The 16,537-nt window shown below is 37.6% G+C and carries 10 protein-coding genes; 1 reads left to right on the plus strand and 9 read right to left on the minus strand.

All coding sequences use genetic code 11. The features are described from left to right. Positions 1-9 precede the first annotated feature (9 nt). On the minus strand, positions 10-1,128 hold the full coding sequence (locus BM084_RS13920; RefSeq protein WP_177195715.1) for an alpha/beta hydrolase: 1,119 nt from the start codon (positions 1,126-1,128) through the stop codon (positions 10-12). Positions 1,129-1,325: 197 nt separating this feature from the next. On the opposite strand from BM084_RS13920, the gene BM084_RS13925 reads away from it, so the two are divergent. Then, complete coding sequence (locus BM084_RS13925) at positions 1,326-2,219, plus strand: AraC family transcriptional regulator (RefSeq protein WP_093305587.1); 894 nt, start codon at positions 1,326-1,328, stop codon at positions 2,217-2,219. A gap of 90 nt (positions 2,220-2,309) precedes the next feature. Here the strand turns inward: BM084_RS13925 and BM084_RS13930 are convergent, their stop codons facing one another. The 8 genes from BM084_RS13930 to BM084_RS13965 form a co-directional block, all read right to left on the minus strand. After that, on the minus strand, positions 2,310-2,582 hold the full coding sequence (locus BM084_RS13930) for a hypothetical protein (protein WP_143083667.1): 273 nt from the start codon (positions 2,580-2,582) through the stop codon (positions 2,310-2,312). Between the two features lie 370 nt (positions 2,583-2,952). Beyond that, on the minus strand, positions 2,953-4,296 hold the full coding sequence (locus BM084_RS13935) for a Gfo/Idh/MocA family protein (protein WP_093305591.1): 1,344 nt from the start codon (positions 4,294-4,296) through the stop codon (positions 2,953-2,955). 18 nt (positions 4,297-4,314) lie between these two features. Then, the gene (locus BM084_RS13940; RefSeq protein ID WP_075326672.1) at positions 4,315-5,298 is read right to left on the minus strand and encodes a formylglycine-generating enzyme family protein; all 984 of its coding nucleotides are present in this window, start codon (positions 5,296-5,298) and stop codon (positions 4,315-4,317) included. A 54-nt stretch (positions 5,299-5,352) separates the two neighbouring features. After that, positions 5,353-6,039 carry a 3-keto-disaccharide hydrolase gene (locus BM084_RS13945; protein ID WP_093305593.1) on the minus strand — a complete coding sequence of 229 codons (687 nt, stop codon included), beginning with the start codon at positions 6,037-6,039 and terminating at the stop codon, positions 5,353-5,355. A gap of 88 nt (positions 6,040-6,127) precedes the next feature. Continuing rightward, positions 6,128-7,984 (minus strand): RagB/SusD family nutrient uptake outer membrane protein, encoded by a 1,857-nt coding sequence (locus tag BM084_RS13950; protein ID WP_245764381.1) that lies wholly within the window; start codon positions 7,982-7,984, stop codon positions 6,128-6,130. A 28-nt stretch (positions 7,985-8,012) separates the two neighbouring features. Further along, positions 8,013-11,273, minus strand: coding sequence for a SusC/RagA family TonB-linked outer membrane protein (locus tag BM084_RS13955; protein WP_245764382.1), 3,261 nt, complete (start codon positions 11,271-11,273; stop codon positions 8,013-8,015). Positions 11,274-11,564: 291 nt separating this feature from the next. Then, complete coding sequence (locus BM084_RS13960; RefSeq protein WP_093305599.1) at positions 11,565-14,951, minus strand: VCBS repeat-containing protein; 3,387 nt, start codon at positions 14,949-14,951, stop codon at positions 11,565-11,567. 30 nt (positions 14,952-14,981) lie between these two features. Beyond that, complete coding sequence (locus tag BM084_RS13965) at positions 14,982-15,800, minus strand: 3-keto-disaccharide hydrolase (RefSeq protein ID WP_075326668.1); 819 nt, start codon at positions 15,798-15,800, stop codon at positions 14,982-14,984. Between the last annotated feature and the right edge of the window lie 737 nt (positions 15,801-16,537).

A 16,537-nucleotide genomic window follows, 5' to 3' on the forward strand; every position in this document is an offset into this window, starting at 1 on the left:
TAATATTTTTTAATCCAGGCCTTTATCCTGCAGCCACTCGAATAAATGATCGGCCACTTCCTGATTATTTAAATCTGACATTGGGAAATGCGTATTTCCTTTCATCCCAATCTCAGGTAGAGGCACCAGCGTAACATCTCCACCGTGTTCATTTACTACATCTGTCCATTTTCTGGCCATAGCAAGGGCTACACGCCACTGTTCTTTACCTGGGTTTTGTGTTTCTTCTTCAGGGATATAATCTCCAAAATAGATGATAATCGGAATTTCGGTAAGGCGTTCGAATTCCGACATTGGAACTCCCCTGGCACTTAATTCACCGCCTAAATAAGGCATAGGCTCAGGCACCTCTCCTTCCGGAAACACAAAATTGCTTCCGGGCTCATAAGACGCTATAGCCTTTATATTCTCATTTTCCAAGGCTGTGAGCCAGCCCTGTCCACCGCTATGGGAATGGGTCACCAGCACACCAGGACCAATTTTATCGAATAAAGCAGAAACAGCATCAATATTTACTTCAATATCCAAGGGTCCGGTATCAGGCGTCATTTGTCTGAAGAACTGATCTAAAGCTTCGGGATCTTTTGAGAACTGTACATCTTCATAAAATTCCGTCCCCATTCCCAATCTGAAGATACCAAACCACAACTGGTCATCGGTACTTGCCGAAATTGTGGTAGGTTCTGTGCTCCTTCCGGCTAATCCTCTTCTGGGTTGATCGATAAGGTAAACCGGAAAGCGTTTCCGAAGGAAAATACTTTGGAATCCCTCCCTGCCATCGGGCGTAGTTTGCCAGGTTCTCATCGATTGGCCGAACCCGTGCCAAAATATTAGTGGTAATTCGCGAGCGTTTACAGGTTTTTGATAAAAAACCGTAGCGTGGTCACCATGAATGGTTTGTCCTGCCGTACTTTGGTTACCCGGATTGAATGCTCCGTGCTCAACAGGATCAAAGCTTCCAGGACTCTTTTTTACCGTGCCTCCAGCGGCAAAACTTCCTTGCTCTGCAATAACTAATTCCCCATTAGGTTTAACCCCACAGGAAAAAATAATAAAACTTAGCAATACTAAAATCCTCTTAAAAGCAGAAGATAATGTCTTAGGTTTAATATGTGTTTTTAATGTCATTCTTCTTTATTTTTTGAATTGAACATATACCTGAATAAGGATAAATACTCATTTCTATACAAATATCGATTAATAAATAACCATACTTTGTATATAAAATACTGATATCCTTACCATTTTTACTGATGTGTTCTGTTCTTCTAATTTACCAATAATCTGATTGGTATATTTGTTATGAAATTATAGAAACTATAAAAATGAAGGATTTAGTTAAAGTAGATACCATTTCTCAATACAATGAACTTAAGGAGATACCCACCAGGCATCCCTTAATAACGGCTTTTGACAGTTCAACCGCCAGGCCATTGCCTAGCGGTAATTTCAGTTTTGGTTTTTATGCCATATTCTTAAAGGGTGTCAACTGTGGTCAGCTCCAGTACGGAAGAAATAATTATGATTATGAAGAAGGGACTTTAGTTTTTATGGGGCCCGGGCAGGTAGTGGGAATAAAAAGCCAAAAAGATTACAATCCGAAAGGTTTTGCCCTACTTTTTCATCCGGAATTCATCAAAGGCACCCCGCTTGCAGCAAACATTCACAGATATAACTTTTTTTCCTATGAGCTTAATGAAGCCTTACATGTCTCTAAAAAAGAAGAGCAAATAATAAAAGAACTGTTCTTAAAAATCGATTATGAACTCGATCAGAATATTGATAAGCACAGTAAAACCATCGTAGCCAACAATATTGAATTACTACTGAACTACTGTGAACGTTTCTACGACAGGCAGTTTATTACCAGGGAAAATTTAAATAAAGGTATTCTTTCCAATTTTGAGAAATTATTAAATGAATACTTCCATTCTGAAAATCCGACGAAATTAGGATTACCCTCAGTAGCTTATTTTGCTGATAAATTAAACCTTTCTTCAAATTATTTTGGAGATTTAATCAAAAAGGAAACCGGTAAATCGGCAATGGATCATATTCACCTTAAGCTAATAGATATCGCAAAAGAAAAGATATTCGAAGCAGATAAATCAATAAGCCAAATCGCTTATGAACTGGGTTTTAAATACCCCCAGCATTTCAACCGAATGTTTAAAAAGGAAACTGGTATTACACCTAGTGAGTATCGTTCAATGAATTAATGGTTAAATTCTAAATTAAAAATCCAAAATGCGGAGGATATTTGCCGCATTTTGGATTTATCAACAGTCTTTTTGATTTAAGGGAATGAATTAATCCTTAAACTGACTTTCAATTTCAAGTGGGTTTATAGGTTTTACCCTATCCCAAAAAGATATCACGTTAATAATCTTCCACTGATCGTCTTCTTTTTGCATTAGTCTTGATTCACTACTTAAGTAATACTTATTTTTTTCATCCACAAGATTATATTGGTTCCATTTTGCATAGGCAGAACGATCGCTATTAAATTTTATATCAAATTTCTTACGTTTAGGATTAGAGTATTTAGGTTTTTCATTTTCAACATAAAAACCTGTCATCATAATTTTCTAAGCAGTCACTAAAATTTTTCAACCGAGTAGGATTAACAAAACGATCCAATTTTTTTCAAATAAAATGTTTAAAAAACTTATTAATTTTCTTTACATTTGATTAATATTAACCTTAAAGTTACCTAATCGGTTACCTGAAGGAAAGAAAATTAAGAAAAGTACTGAATTTAAAGGTATACTGGGAAGGGTCTAATAGCCCTGTCATCCCGACTTTTTAAGATATCAAAATATCACAAAAATTATCAAAATCCTATATTTAATTTCTTTAATAGGTATATCGCTATTTAGTACGGGAAAATAAAAAAAAACGAGCATACAGAAATTTCCATATGCTCGTTATTAAAAATATATTTTGCAAATTTTAAATTATCTCTGTTTTACCTGGGGTTGGAATTGGATATAGTCCATCTTTACCCGGTACAGTTGGAGGAGTAGACTCCCAGGTTACCTCTTCTGGCATTAAAACTTTATCTGATTTTAAAGCTTCATCCCAGTTAATTATTTGACCTGAATAGGTAGCCATTCTTCCCATGATGGCAGTCATGGTACTTTTTGCTCCATTTTCCGCATCACTTATAACCTCCTTATTTCTTATGGAAGCAAAGAGTTTATCGTGCTCTACCTGATAGGGGTTTGGATCCCTTCGGTTTCTGTATTCAAAGATATTATTACCTTCTATATCTGTAATACTAGCAGCACCTGCATCATTCATATGAACAGATCCTTTTGTACCCTGAAAATCCTCTCCCACCTTAGACCAGGTCCCAGGTTGATGACGACATTGACTTGAAATTACTGCACCCCCAGGATATTTAAATTCTACAAAATGATGATCAAAAATCTCCCCATGTTCAGAACCTGTTCTTACAAGGCGTCCTCCCATACCCTGAGCAGAAACGGGATATTCTCCAATAAACCAGTTTGCAACATCTATATTATGAATGTGCTGTTCAAGGATATGATCTCCACACAGCCAATTAAAATAATACCAATTCCGCATTTGGTACTCCATTTCGCTCTGGCCTGCTCTTCTGGGATTTACCCATACTCCGCCGCTGTTCCAATATACCTGGCCCGAAATTATTTTTCCAATCGCATTTTGATTAATTTTTTCTTCCATTGCGATGTAATTGTTTTGGTAATGCCGCTGAAGACCAACAACCACATTTAGTTTATTCGCTTTCGCAACTTTGGCCATTTCGAGTACTTTTCTTATTCCAGGTACATCGGTAGCCACGGGTTTTTCCATAAACACATGCTTGCCTGCATTTATAGCATACTCAAAATGATAGGGCCTGAAGCCCGGCGGAGTTGCCAGGATAACCACATCTGCCTGGTCTATGGCTTTTTTATAAGCATCAAAACCAACAAATTTATTTTTCTCCTTAACATTTACTTTTTTTGTTCCTTCAAATTCTTTTTGAAGGCTTTGTAGGCTTCCGTTCAACCTATCTTCAAAGGCATCAGCCATTGCTACTAATTCCACATTTTCATCAGCCTTCAATGCCTGGTTTGCTGCTCCTGTACCTCTACCTCCACAGCCTACCACTGCTATCTTTAAGGTTTTATCATTAAAAACATTTGCCATAGCCCCCATTTCCATAGCGGGTAGCATCATTCCGGCTGTGAAAAGAGCTGTATTCTTGCAAAAAGTTCTTCTTGAAGATTGCAAATCAGGTTTCTGGTTCTTTTTAGAGTTATTCATTATTCTATTGTTTTAAAGTTACGGGGTTTGTGAACCCCAATATTTTTCATAATCGGTTTCTGATGGTGGATTTGGAGTCCTTACAATTCTAAATCCTACAAATGGGGCATCTGTATTCCACCATCTACTTTTAGGAAATTGCGGATCCCGCATTTTCCAATTTTCTAGTGAGCCCAATCGGGCGGCACTTCTTAAATACTCGGCATCATCATAATAAGAGCCTCCTCTAACCGAGCGTGGATATTCAGTTTCAGGAAATTCTATAGGGTTTATTGTTACAGATTTCCTGGTTCTATAAACTTCTGGCAGGTATTGATCTAGTGTCCATTCTGCTACATTTCCATACATATCATAAAGCCCCCAGGGATTCGGCTTTTTTTGACCTACTCTATGATAAGAATTTTCGCTATTGCCATAAAACCAGGCATATTCGTCCAAATCTTCTATATTATCTCCAAAATGAAACGCTGTAGTAGTACCCGCACGAGCTGCATATTCCCATTCGGCTTCTGTAGGCAACCGATAAAAATGGCCTGTTTTGGCAGATAACCATTCGCAAAATTTAGAAGCCGCATGATGGGTTACATTTCCTACCGGTAAACCTTCACCGGTACCCATCCCCAGGCTCATATCTACATAAGGAATAGTAGCTCCCGAGACTGCATCTACTACTATATCTACCTCCCCCGCTTTGGCAGTTGGTGGAACTCCATCTATTGCCCTGTTCACAAACAAATTATATAACTCCCAGGTAATTTCATGTTTGGCCATCCAGAAAGCGTCTACTTTCACTTCATGTACAGGACCTTCGTCCATATAGCGGTTTTCTTCACCTTCCGGACTTCCCATTGTAAAGGTTCCGGCAGGGATTGCTACCATTTCAATTACCAAATCTGATCCTGCTATTTGCTGAGTATAATCTTCAAGTTGCTTTTCCTGGGAAGAAGCTATTGTAACAACTAAAAGAAACAGTAAAATAAACAGGTTTTGTCTACTTTTCATCTTTATAAATTTTCTGACTTCTTAAATAAATACTGGTTGAAAATGGGATTGAGTTTATAAATGAGTAAGTTCTACTTTGCTAAATTCTACTTCGGCACCTTCAGCCTGTAAGGCGATATGTCCTTTTTTTGCTGTAGAATTAAATCCTTCATTTACCAGATCGCCATTCACCCATACTTTAATAGTATCTGCACGGCTTTCAATTACCATATTATTCCATTCTCCCAAAGCATTCTCAGAATCGTCGGTTAAATTTTTAATCCTGCGTTCTTTTCCTTCTGTTATACCCCAGTTTTCCTTGGGCCCTCTACGCTCTTCCATGTTAGGAACTTCAACATTTTCTACTATACACCAAAAATCACCTGCATTTTCGTGCATCATTTGCACTTCTATTGATTTTGGAAACATACCATACAAAGCACGCGGGGTAGATGCATGTACTAACACTCCACAATTTCCTGGTTCTCCCGGAAAGCGATAATCCACGTCCAGTTTATAGTTTTGATATACTGAATCTGTAATTAGATGCCCCTGCGGTTCACCCAAACTAACCAATAAGCCGTCCCTAATTATAAATGGACTTTTAGCACCAGGATCTTCATCCATTTTAGGTACATCCACATGCCATCCTGAAAGATCTTTCCCATTAAATAGATTGATTGTGTCACTCCGTTTTGTTTCGTGGCTTTTACAGGAGAATATTAAAAAGGATAATATATAAATTGCTATATAATTTTTCATCTAAATCTTTTAAAATTAAATATGTTTAAATAAAACGCCAGGAAAAGATTTTATCATCTTAAATTCCCGACGTTTATTTTCACTTAGTTTAATATCCAGGGTTTTGAATCAATTGATCATTTCTATTCATCTCATCCCTTGGTATTGCAATGAAATACATCTTATCGAGCCATTCACGGTTTTCTATTCCCGGTGAGAGATCTCTGACTTCATATTCGTAATTATAACTGGAAGGGTCATATCTATATATCTGGATATTGGCTCCCGGTTTAAGAAACCCTTCTACGTCAATAATACGAACCTGTTGCCCAAGGGTTTGGGGTGCTATCATCCATCTCCGGGCATCATGAAAACGATGTTCCTCATAAACCAACTCCACCAGACGTTCTTGTCTATATTGCTCCATCAAATCCTGTCCAGATGCTGTAATAGCTGGCATACCAGCTCTATAACGAATTTTATTAAGCCATTCTTTAGCCATATCTTCTTCCCCTAGTTCTATAGAAGCTTCAACATAGTTAAGTACGGCTTCTGTATATTTAAGAAAGGGAAAAGGAATCTGCTGACGAACATTCTGATCCACGATAGCAGGATCTGGATCGGTAAATTTTCTTACATAATATCCAGTATGAGTTCCATTCCAGTCTTCTATGGCACTACTACGTGTATCTAAACCATTATGTGTTATGGTTTCTCCGGTACCAGATTTTACTTCATAAGTTCCCGTCTGGATTTGGTCAAATGGATCACTACCAGCCACATCTGCGGTTCGGGGTTTCCAGTCTGCACCATCGTATAAAATAGTAGCATAAAATCGTGGATCCCGATTATCATATGGATTATTAGCATGTTCAGAATTATTCCAGTTAAACTCATTTCCATCTATGAGCTCATAATGGTCTACTAAATTTTGGGTAGGAGCATTCCCCGCCCAATTATGATAACCATTTGGACCATTATAAAGTCCTATCTGTTGTCCCGATTCATTTTTTGCAGCTACGAAATACCTTGCAAAAAGTAGTTCGGTAGCTGCTGCAGGATCTGCCATAACACTGCCACCTCCAAGGGAAAGGGCCATATAGTTTTCTTTGCCTTCTTCTGCAGAAATAGGTTCAATTAGATCCATTTTATATCCTCTATTTAAATCTACAACCTCTTTGGCTGCAGCTTGTGCTCTTCTCCAACGGTCTTGTTGATTTCCACTTACATAACCAAGATATTCGGGATTAGAATAACCGGCAATATCAGACGAGTTAGCCGAGGCTGTTGGAATATCGTGAAGATCACTCGCTGCGTATAATAATACCCTTGCTTTAAGAGCAAGCGCAGCTTCCATACTAGCCCTCCCATCTACATTTAAGCCTTCCAATAAAGGTTTGGCACTATCTAAGTCTGAAACAATAAATTCTACAGTTTCTTCAAATGTATTTCTAGGAATCTCCAGGTCTTCGGAATCTAACGTATAAACCTTGTCAACGATAGGTACTCCTCCATGCATCCTTAAAAGGTTATGGTAGTAATACGCTCGTAAAAACAATGCTTCTCCTCTAAGCTGATTAACCATATCTGGATCATCAAAACCAGGCTCTTCCAAATTCTCTAAAGCGATATTAGCCGCACGAATTCGACCATATAGGTCTCCCCAGTTATACGTATAATTTATAAATCCTCTTTCCGCAGGTCCAGATCGCGATTCGGTGATGGTATTAATCCCTCTACCAGGGTGCGTAAACAAAGCTTCATCTGATAGTGAAGCCATCATTTGTTCATCAAATCCTCCCTGTCCTAAACCATTGTATATTTCGAGTACAAAGGCCTCTGCCAGGGCTGCATCCACCCAAACATCTGATTGCGAGAATTCATCTAAAGGTTGGGTATCTACAAAATCGTCATTACAACCTACTACTGCAAAAAGTAAGAGCAGGAAATATCCTATATTTTTCATTCTATAATTTTTCATATTTCGAGAATATTTAAAAAGTTACTGCTACTCCCAAATTCAAAATTCGAGATTGTGGATAATAATGTCCAATGGAGTTGGTCACTTCGGGGTCATAGGCAGTCATGCCACTCCAGGTAATAAGATTAAAACCGCTTGTGTAAACCCTTAGACTACTCATTCCAATCTTTTCCCCTATTTCAACTGGAAGTGTATATCCTAATTCCACATTTTTTAAACGGATATAGTCTGTACTCTGAAGCCAATAGGTATTATTATAAGAATAATATTGATTACCACGATCGGTGATACGAGGATGAACCGAACTGGGATTCTCTACGGTCCAACGATTATCGTAATGTTCCTCCAGGTAATTTCCAATAGATCCGGCCTCATCAGTACCAACTCTTATTTCTCCTCCGGCTGCACCCTGAAAAAGGACAGAAAGATCAAAGCCTTTATATTGGGCTCCAAAGTTAAGCCCGCCCTGGAAGGTAGGGGTGGTGTTTTTATCCCGACGTACTCTGTCATCTGGTGTAATATAACCATCTCCATCATAATCCCGGTACTTCATATCCCCAGGCCGGATGGTATTAGTAATATCACTATAATCAAGAGTATTACTGGCTATATCTTCTTCATCTACAAAAACTCCATCATAGATATAATACAAACCGGAATTTATTGTTCTTCCTGTAGTTCGTTGCCATTCTGGCGCACCCGGCGCCTCGTCCCAGAAAATAATTTTGTTCTTGGCATATCCTCCATTAACATTTACATTGTAAGTAACTTCGCCAGCCTTGCCGCTGTGCCCAATATTAAAGTCAAATCCTCTGTTTTCAATTTCACCAATATTTTCAGCCGGAAGTGTCATCCCCGCTGATTGCGGTATAGAAGCGTTTCTTCTCCAGAGAATATTAGAACGTTTGTTTAAGAATACATCAAATTCAAAATTAATCGCTCCCTCAAACATCTGTCCATCCAATCCTATATTATAGTTATTTGCAACCTCCCAAGTAATTAGTGGATTTGGGACTCTACTTTCGAAGAGAGTTTGGTTTACAGCCCCGCCGGCAACGTATGAACCAAGTCCATAGGTAGCAAAGTACTGGTATTCCTGAAGCACATCATCGTAATATACATTATCATTACCCATTTGCCCCCAGGAAGCTCTTAATTTCAAGAAGTTAACTACAGAAACATTCTCTTTCCAAAAATTTTCTTCAGAGATACGCCATCCAAGCATAAAACCTGGAAAGAAGCCGTAGCGGTTCTCTGATGGAAACATATAAGAACCATCATATCTCCACAAGAATTCAGCTAGATATTTTTGTTTGTAATTATATCCAACTCTGCCAAAATAATTTAACCTTGCTCGCTCCCAGGCGCTTCCTGAGTTGTTGAGTTCTTCTCTACCACCCGCGAACATTTGATCTACTGTAGTTGACAGGAAATACCTTCGAAAAGCTCCAAAAGTTTCATTGTTGATGGTTTCACGATTTACCCCTGCGAGCAAGTTAATCTCATGATCTCCAAAATCTCTATCATAGCTCAATACGCCACCCAAGAGAATATTCAATTGATCTTCATTTCCCTGATTTAAGTTTGGCTCAGCCGGCCCTCTTTGACCTCTTATGAGTGCAGGAGTTTCCCCATCATCTTCATAATCCCCCTGCCACGTGTATAAATACCAGGGCGTTTGCCAGGTTTTAGTTTGCCTAACATATTTATCTACAGCAGCGGTACCTGTAAATTTCAGCCCTTCTACCCAGGGTGCTTCAATTACTACCTTCCCGTTGGTCTGAAAATAATATCTTTTATCCCGGTTATATCCGGTTTGGTCTGTTGTGATTACCACAGGGTTTTGACCATTCTCAATATCAGGACCTGGCATACCATTTGGCCAATAGGCATTGGAAACGGGACTACCTCTCATTAACATCCGGAAAATATCTGAAGCGGCCTGGGTGGGAAAATTTCTGTCTTCTTCTCTTCCCAATACTCCAATTTGTGTGCTTATATAATCACTAATTTCCGCATCCATATTAACACGAATTCCATATTGCTGATAATTTGTCGCCGAATTTTTGTAAAAGGCATCTTGATCCTGATAATCAATGGAGGCTATTAGGTTAACGTCTTCACTTCCCCCACTAATTTGTAAATTATGTTTTTGCTGGGTAGACCAATCTTTTAGAGTTTCTCCAAACCAGTCGGTATTGGGATAATTCCAGGGATCTTCTCCACTTCGAAAGAGTGCAAATTCCTCTGGCGTAAATGGCGCCAATACTTCATTTCCATCAGGTCGGGTATAGACACCTGTGGACTGAAAGGCACTATTTGCAGGTTCCCATTCATTAACAGGAAGTTTATAAACTTCCAGGTCATTTCTCATCTCAGCGTATTGAACGGCATCAGCCAGATCTGGAATTACTGTAGGCTGCGTGAATCCCATATTATAATTATATGATAATTGGGCCTTTCCTTCCCTTCCTCTTTTGGTGGTAACCAAAATAACTCCGTTTGCTGCTCGAGCTCCATAAATAGCTCCAGAAGCATCTTTAAGAACAGAAATATCTGCAATATCTGCTGGGTTTAATCGTTCAAAACCCCCAGCTCTGGCAGGAATACCGTCAATTACAACTAAGGGACTACTATCTCCTAAAGTATTGGTTCCCCTAATTCTAATATTAGAGCCATCATAGCCTGGCTCACCACTTCCCTGGGTAGCAACAACTCCCGGAATTCTACCTGTTAATGCGTTAGATACATTTAGGTTCGCAGATTTTTGAATTTCTTCCCCACCGACCGTAGCAACTGATCCAACTATATTCTCTCGTTTTTGAGTACCATAGCCCACTACAACAACCTCATCCAATTGAGCCTGATCTTCCTGAAGTACTATCTCCAAAGTAGCTTGTCCATCTACACTCACTTCCTGAGTCAAAAAACCTAAATAGGAAAAAAGTAATACCGCATCCGATCCTACGGTTATTTCATAATTTCCATCAAAGTCTGTGACTACTCCATTAGTAGTTCCTTTTTCTATTACATTCGCACCCGGTATAGGCATCCCGGTGGGATCTGTTACGACACCCCTTACGGTCTGTTGGGTTTCCGAAGTTGATTTTTTAGGGGAATATCCCAGTGATATTAATTCATTTTTATCTGGAAGTTTTAAGTCCGGAACGAATTCTTCCGAAAATAGCGTTTCTTCACCTGGACTATTTCCTGTGGCGGAAACTACCATCGGACAGATAATAAATGGTAAGTAAAAAAATATTAATTTATTCATATTAAATTTAAATTTCAAAACGCATCCAGTGTTCTATAAGACCACGTTTCTGGTTAATTAAATGAATGAATTTTCTCTTTTCATAAGCTTTTTTTGTTTTGTGCATTCTGTTTAAATTGGTTTATTTCATTGGCGGGGCAGATTTAATTAATACTTATTTTAGAATGTGGTCATTTATGTTTAAATCCATCTATAAGGAAGAATTTTAATTAAACGTTTTAGTAAATACGTAATATGCATCCATAATTTATTAGGTCTTAATTCTATCACGATATATTAAATTCGTGCTTCTTAATTGTATTTATATATACTGGCCTTATCGTTATTGCGGGAAATGACTAACCTTTTTGCTCCATTATAGAAGCGCATAAGATTAGCATCTCGAATATCTCCGGATAACCATAAACTCGAAAATTGGTTATTAGTGGTAACTTCTTTATCAATTACATTCAAAAGAACTCCCTTTGATGCATCAGATTTTCCTAAATTCACTCTATAAGGGAAAAAATTTCCAAGAGCTACGATATCATTCTTCCCATTACCAGTAAAATCATCAAAGGCAAAAGCATTGATCATTGATAATTGAGACATCTCTGGCAGGGAGGTTAAATTAAACTTACCATTACCAAGATTATCTACATACTTCGAGCTTAGTTCATTAATCTCAAGGATTGAAGTAGATGTTACATTTGCTGCTTTTAGCAAATCCTTCATAGTTGCACTGGCATAGTCATCATAAGAAGTATATTTCTTTCGTAGTGAAGCTACCTGCCCAAGCATTTCATCTCTTCCTGGGAGAGGGTAACTCTCCCCGTCTATATAGTATGACAATACCGGATCAAAATTCCCGTCTTTATTTATATCCTGAACATAGTATACCATTGGTTCTGTCGCGGAAGCATAAAATTGAGTATTGAGCCCCGCATTTCCAAGAAGAAAATCTATATCTCCATCAAGATCATAATCCTGTGCATCTATGCTACTCCACCAACCCTTCGTCTTATCCAGGTTCAATTCTGTGGTCTTATCTGTAAGAATACCATTGTTGTTTTTAAGTACCGTTAAGGGCATCCACTCCCCAACTATAAAGAGATCTGGCCAGGAATCATTGTCAATATCTGTCCAAACGGCATCTGTTACCATTCCTAGTTTTTCCAAAGCTATTTCTTTGGTATTTGTGAATTTCACAATACTATCCCGGCTGTCATTTCTTAACAATATACTCTGCGAGGCGAAAGGATAATTCTTTGCTTTATGGCGTCCTCCTACGAAGAGGTCAAGATCTCCGTCCTTATCATAGTCTGTAGAAACCACCACTCCCCCACTGAAAGAAGTATTAGGTAGGGAGTTTACTGCTTTTTCAAAGTTCCCAGCTCCATCATTAATATAAAGCCTATCCTCATAAAAAGAAGATCCTACAGGTTTTTCATTTCCCCCACTCAATACATACATATCAAGATCACCGTCAGTATCAGCATCAAAAAAGTGTATTCCTACATCCTCACTGTAAACATCTTCTGGTGCCGTCCAGGGCTGCCCTTTTGGCCCTTTCTCTAAAGTTCCATTATCTTTTCCCAAATACATCTGCCCTGACTGACCGGAAGCTCCTCCAAAAAAAACATCATCATTACCATCTCCATTAACGTCTCCAACAGCCATTCTACCTCCTAAACGGGATAATTGATATGGTACTAATCCCTGATGAAGAAAATCTACATAATCGTTTTCCTTATGCTCAAAATCTAATCCTGATGATTTTGTCACCTCTTTAAATAAAGGTGTTTCGATGTCTATTGGTGATTGGTACTTATTGACCGCATCAGTTTGATTAATAGTCAAAACTTGATTAGAATCTATATTTTCAAGAATAGATACTCTTCCATCTGGCCAAACCACCTCCAACTTTTTTAAGTTTTTTTCTTTACCTATCCCTATTGTCAATTGAGGTTCAACAGAAGATAAATATCCTCGCGTATAATAGGCTTCATGATAAAGCTTCTTTTGATCTCCTAGTGTTGTGATGACTTTTGCTCCCAGACCAAATGTATTATGGCCTTCCCCCTTCAGCTTTATTTTAATATAATTATTCTTATGAGACTCCTGCTGGTTGTTTTGATATATGGTAACAGGATCATTTAAATTACTAACTACAAGATCAAGGTCTCCATCATTATCCAGGTCTGCATAGGCCGCGCCAGTAGAAACAGAGGGTTTATCCAGGCCCCATTTTGTAGCGTGGTTTTCAAATTTTATTCCATTAGTGTTTCGAAAGGAGTAATTTGAAATTTTAGTAGAAGGCATTTTACTAATTAACGGTAATAAATCAACTGTTTGATTCCTGGCATTAGCTTCGGATATTTCCTTACTTGTAGTGAAGTTCACAAAATCGAGATTGGTCACGTCCCGTAGATAGCCATTGGTTATAAAAAGATCTTTTAAACCATCATTATCAAAATCGGCAAACAGTGTGGCCCAGCTCCAATCTGTATTAGAAATCCCCGAAAATTGGGCAATTTCGCTAAAACGCGGAATTGAATCTTCGGCAAGCCCACGATTAAGCTGAAATGTATTTCTCATATATTGATGGTGATAGCCGCTATCTACCGCTTTGGAGAATTTATTGTATTCATCGGGTCCTTTCAGAATTTTTTGTCTGTAATTATCTTCAGGAAGCATATCAGCCACAAAAATATCAGGGAGACCATCATTATTAACATCAGCAATATCTGATCCCATACCGTATTTTGAAAGCTGTCCCATGGCGAGATGAGAAATTTCCTTAAAAGTCCCATCTCTATTATTCAAATAGCAAAAATCCTGCTCTTCGTAATCGTTAGTTACATATATATCTGGCCAGCCATCTTTGTTAATATCTGAAATTGATGCACTTAATCCAAAATTAAGCCCGCTGCCATGTATCCCGGTTGTTTCGGTTACTTCCGTGAATTTATTATTGTCATTTCTGTATAATTTATTACCGAAGTAGGGATGTCTTAAACTCCTTAATTTTTGCACATTAAAAAATGCCGAATAAAACATATTCGCGTGGTTCAATAAAAACATATCAAGATCTCCATCCAGATCGTAGTCAAAAAAATAGGCTTGAGAAGTAAAGGTACCCCGAGCATCGACTCCATATTCACGAGCACTTTCCGTAAAAGTAGGAGTTCCACCTTTTTTTCCTCCGTCATTAATAAAGAGTTGGTTTGATCTGGAAGAGTACTCCTTTACAATGGCCTTGTTGTATCCTTCAGAAGGGGAATTTCCAGAATAGGAAACGTAAATATCCAACCAGCCATCTCCATTTATATCCACCAGGCTTACCCCTGTGTTCCAGTCATTTCTACCCTGAAGACCTGCTTGAAGAGTAACCTCCTCAAATTTCCAGTCTCCAAGATTAAGGAATAATTTATTTGGCACCTGGTTACCTATAAAATAAATATCAGTCAAGCCGTCATTATTTAGATCTCCAACTGCTACCCCCGCTCCATTATAGGTATATTCATAAGTCATTATATTATTATGTCCATCTTCTGTAATATCATTAGAAAACACTATTCCTGTTTCATCAGAAGACATTTCTGTAAACATACCAGGTTTCTCACATCCCTGGATTATAATGATTAATCCCAGAGTAAGACCCGACGCTATATTTCGTAAAAACTTTTCTAATTTCATAAACTTAGAGGAACACTATAACGGTTACTACTACTTACCTGCTACTCGCTTTTCACTGATAAGTGTTTTTACCACTTTTTGAAGTTTATCTGGCTTATTTTCATACTCACTTAAGTCAATAATTTCTACTTTTCGGAAGTCAGTAGGATGACTTTCACTTTGTAACGAAATGGTACCTTCTTTTAAAAGCTCCCCATCATCTCTTTGTGGCTTACTATAACGCATTACCTCTTCCCCGTTTACATAGTGAACCATTAATGAATCTCTTAGCACCAGCACTTCTACCCGAACCCACTGATCTCCATGATAGGTATGAGAAGAAGATTCTTTGCAATGAGTTTTTATGAGTTTGTCTTTCATTATATATTGGGTTCCAGGAGTACAAAGATTAGCAGTAGATCGTTCATTTTCTCCGTTACCCCCAAGTAATTGGACTTCTATTGAATTAGGAAAGTCCTGATCTTTGCCCATAGTTGTCGGCTCCTGTCCATGTAACATAATTCCATTATTTCTATAGGCCCAACCACCTGGATTGTTAGTAACCTGGTCGCCTATAAAGCGATATTCCACTCCTATGAGATAAGAGGAGAAAGACTCCTTATAAAATATATGTCCGAACTTATTATCAAACCCCCCGTCATATTGATCGTATCTAATTTGTAAGTTCCCATCTTCTACTCTGAAAGTATTACCGAAGTTCTCACCAAGATCATATCCGCGAATTTTAACTTCCCAATTATCTAAGTTCTCTCCATTAAAGAGGGGTTGCCATTGACGTGATTTTTGTGAAGTACATATAAAACTTCCTAAAATAATTCCAAATGCTACGTTTATGAGGGGCTTAAACATATATATTTATTTAGTTGAAAACGATAACCAGAATTCTCCAATCCGATTCCTCCTATTACATTCAAGTCTAGCTTACTTGTAGGTAAAAGAAGAATGAAATAGTTATTAAAAAATTAGTTTTATAGCTTGTGATCTTTTATTGGATAAGCTAAATTTTGTAAAAAATTTAGCTTAGATAAACAGTGGGAAATCACATTAAACAATATTTAATATTAAGTTAACAGATTTATTAGGAAATGAATATATAAATATTATTTCTAAATAAATGTACCTCATACATTTTTTTTCATTTTTTTAGAAAATTCTTACTATAATCAAATTTCACCTAAAAAATTTTTAATAAAAAAAACAGGATAGCTTTACCGAAATTTCATTCTGTTGTCAGGGAATAAAGAGAAATTTATAAAACTCAAGTTTTGGAAGAAAAACGAAAATTAGTTCTGGTAATAATATAAAGCGATAGATTGTTTTCCAACCTAATTCTAACCGCTTTTAATGTGAATTACAAAATTTGCTTGTAGGTTCAAATCAGATTTAGCGCTGTTCACTGCTCCAAACTTAAAAAATTTGACAATTGAGGAAGGCTATTAGTTAGTCAAAAAAAAGGGTTTTTTGATTCACCATCTTCTGGTAATATTAAATTCATAAAGTATATGAAAAATAAAAACCTTTCCGCGAACGGAAAGGTTTTAAAATTAATCCGAAAACATATTCTTTATGCTTAACACCTAAGTATT

This window comes from Salegentibacter agarivorans (assembly GCF_900113135.1).
Lineage (GTDB): Bacteria > Bacteroidota > Bacteroidia > Flavobacteriales > Flavobacteriaceae > Salegentibacter > Salegentibacter agarivorans.

Coding starts and splice junctions, on each gene's coding strand:
- BM084_RS13935 (WP_093305591.1), bottom strand. CDS start 4,296: ATGAATAACTCTAAAAAGAACCAGAAACCTGATTTGCAATCTTCAAGA.
- BM084_RS13940 (WP_075326672.1), bottom strand. CDS start 5,298: ATGAAAAGTAGACAAAACCTGTTTATTTTACTGTTTCTTTTAGTTGTT.
- BM084_RS13960 (WP_093305599.1), bottom strand. CDS start 14,951: ATGAAATTAGAAAAGTTTTTACGAAATATAGCGTCGGGTCTTACTCTG.
- BM084_RS13930 (WP_143083667.1), bottom strand. CDS start 2,582: ATGATGACAGGTTTTTATGTTGAAAATGAAAAACCTAAATACTCTAAT.
- BM084_RS13945 (WP_093305593.1), bottom strand. CDS start 6,039: ATGAAAAATTATATAGCAATTTATATATTATCCTTTTTAATATTCTCC.
- BM084_RS13965 (WP_075326668.1), bottom strand. CDS start 15,800: ATGTTTAAGCCCCTCATAAACGTAGCATTTGGAATTATTTTAGGAAGT.
- BM084_RS13925 (WP_093305587.1), top strand. CDS start 1,326: ATGAAGGATTTAGTTAAAGTAGATACCATTTCTCAATACAATGAACTT.
- BM084_RS13950 (WP_245764381.1), bottom strand. CDS start 7,984: ATGAAAAATATAGGATATTTCCTGCTCTTACTTTTTGCAGTAGTAGGT.
- BM084_RS13920 (WP_177195715.1), bottom strand. CDS start 1,128: ATGACATTAAAAACACATATTAAACCTAAGACATTATCTTCTGCTTTT.
- BM084_RS13955 (WP_245764382.1), bottom strand. CDS start 11,273: ATGAATAAATTAATATTTTTTTACTTACCATTTATTATCTGTCCGATG.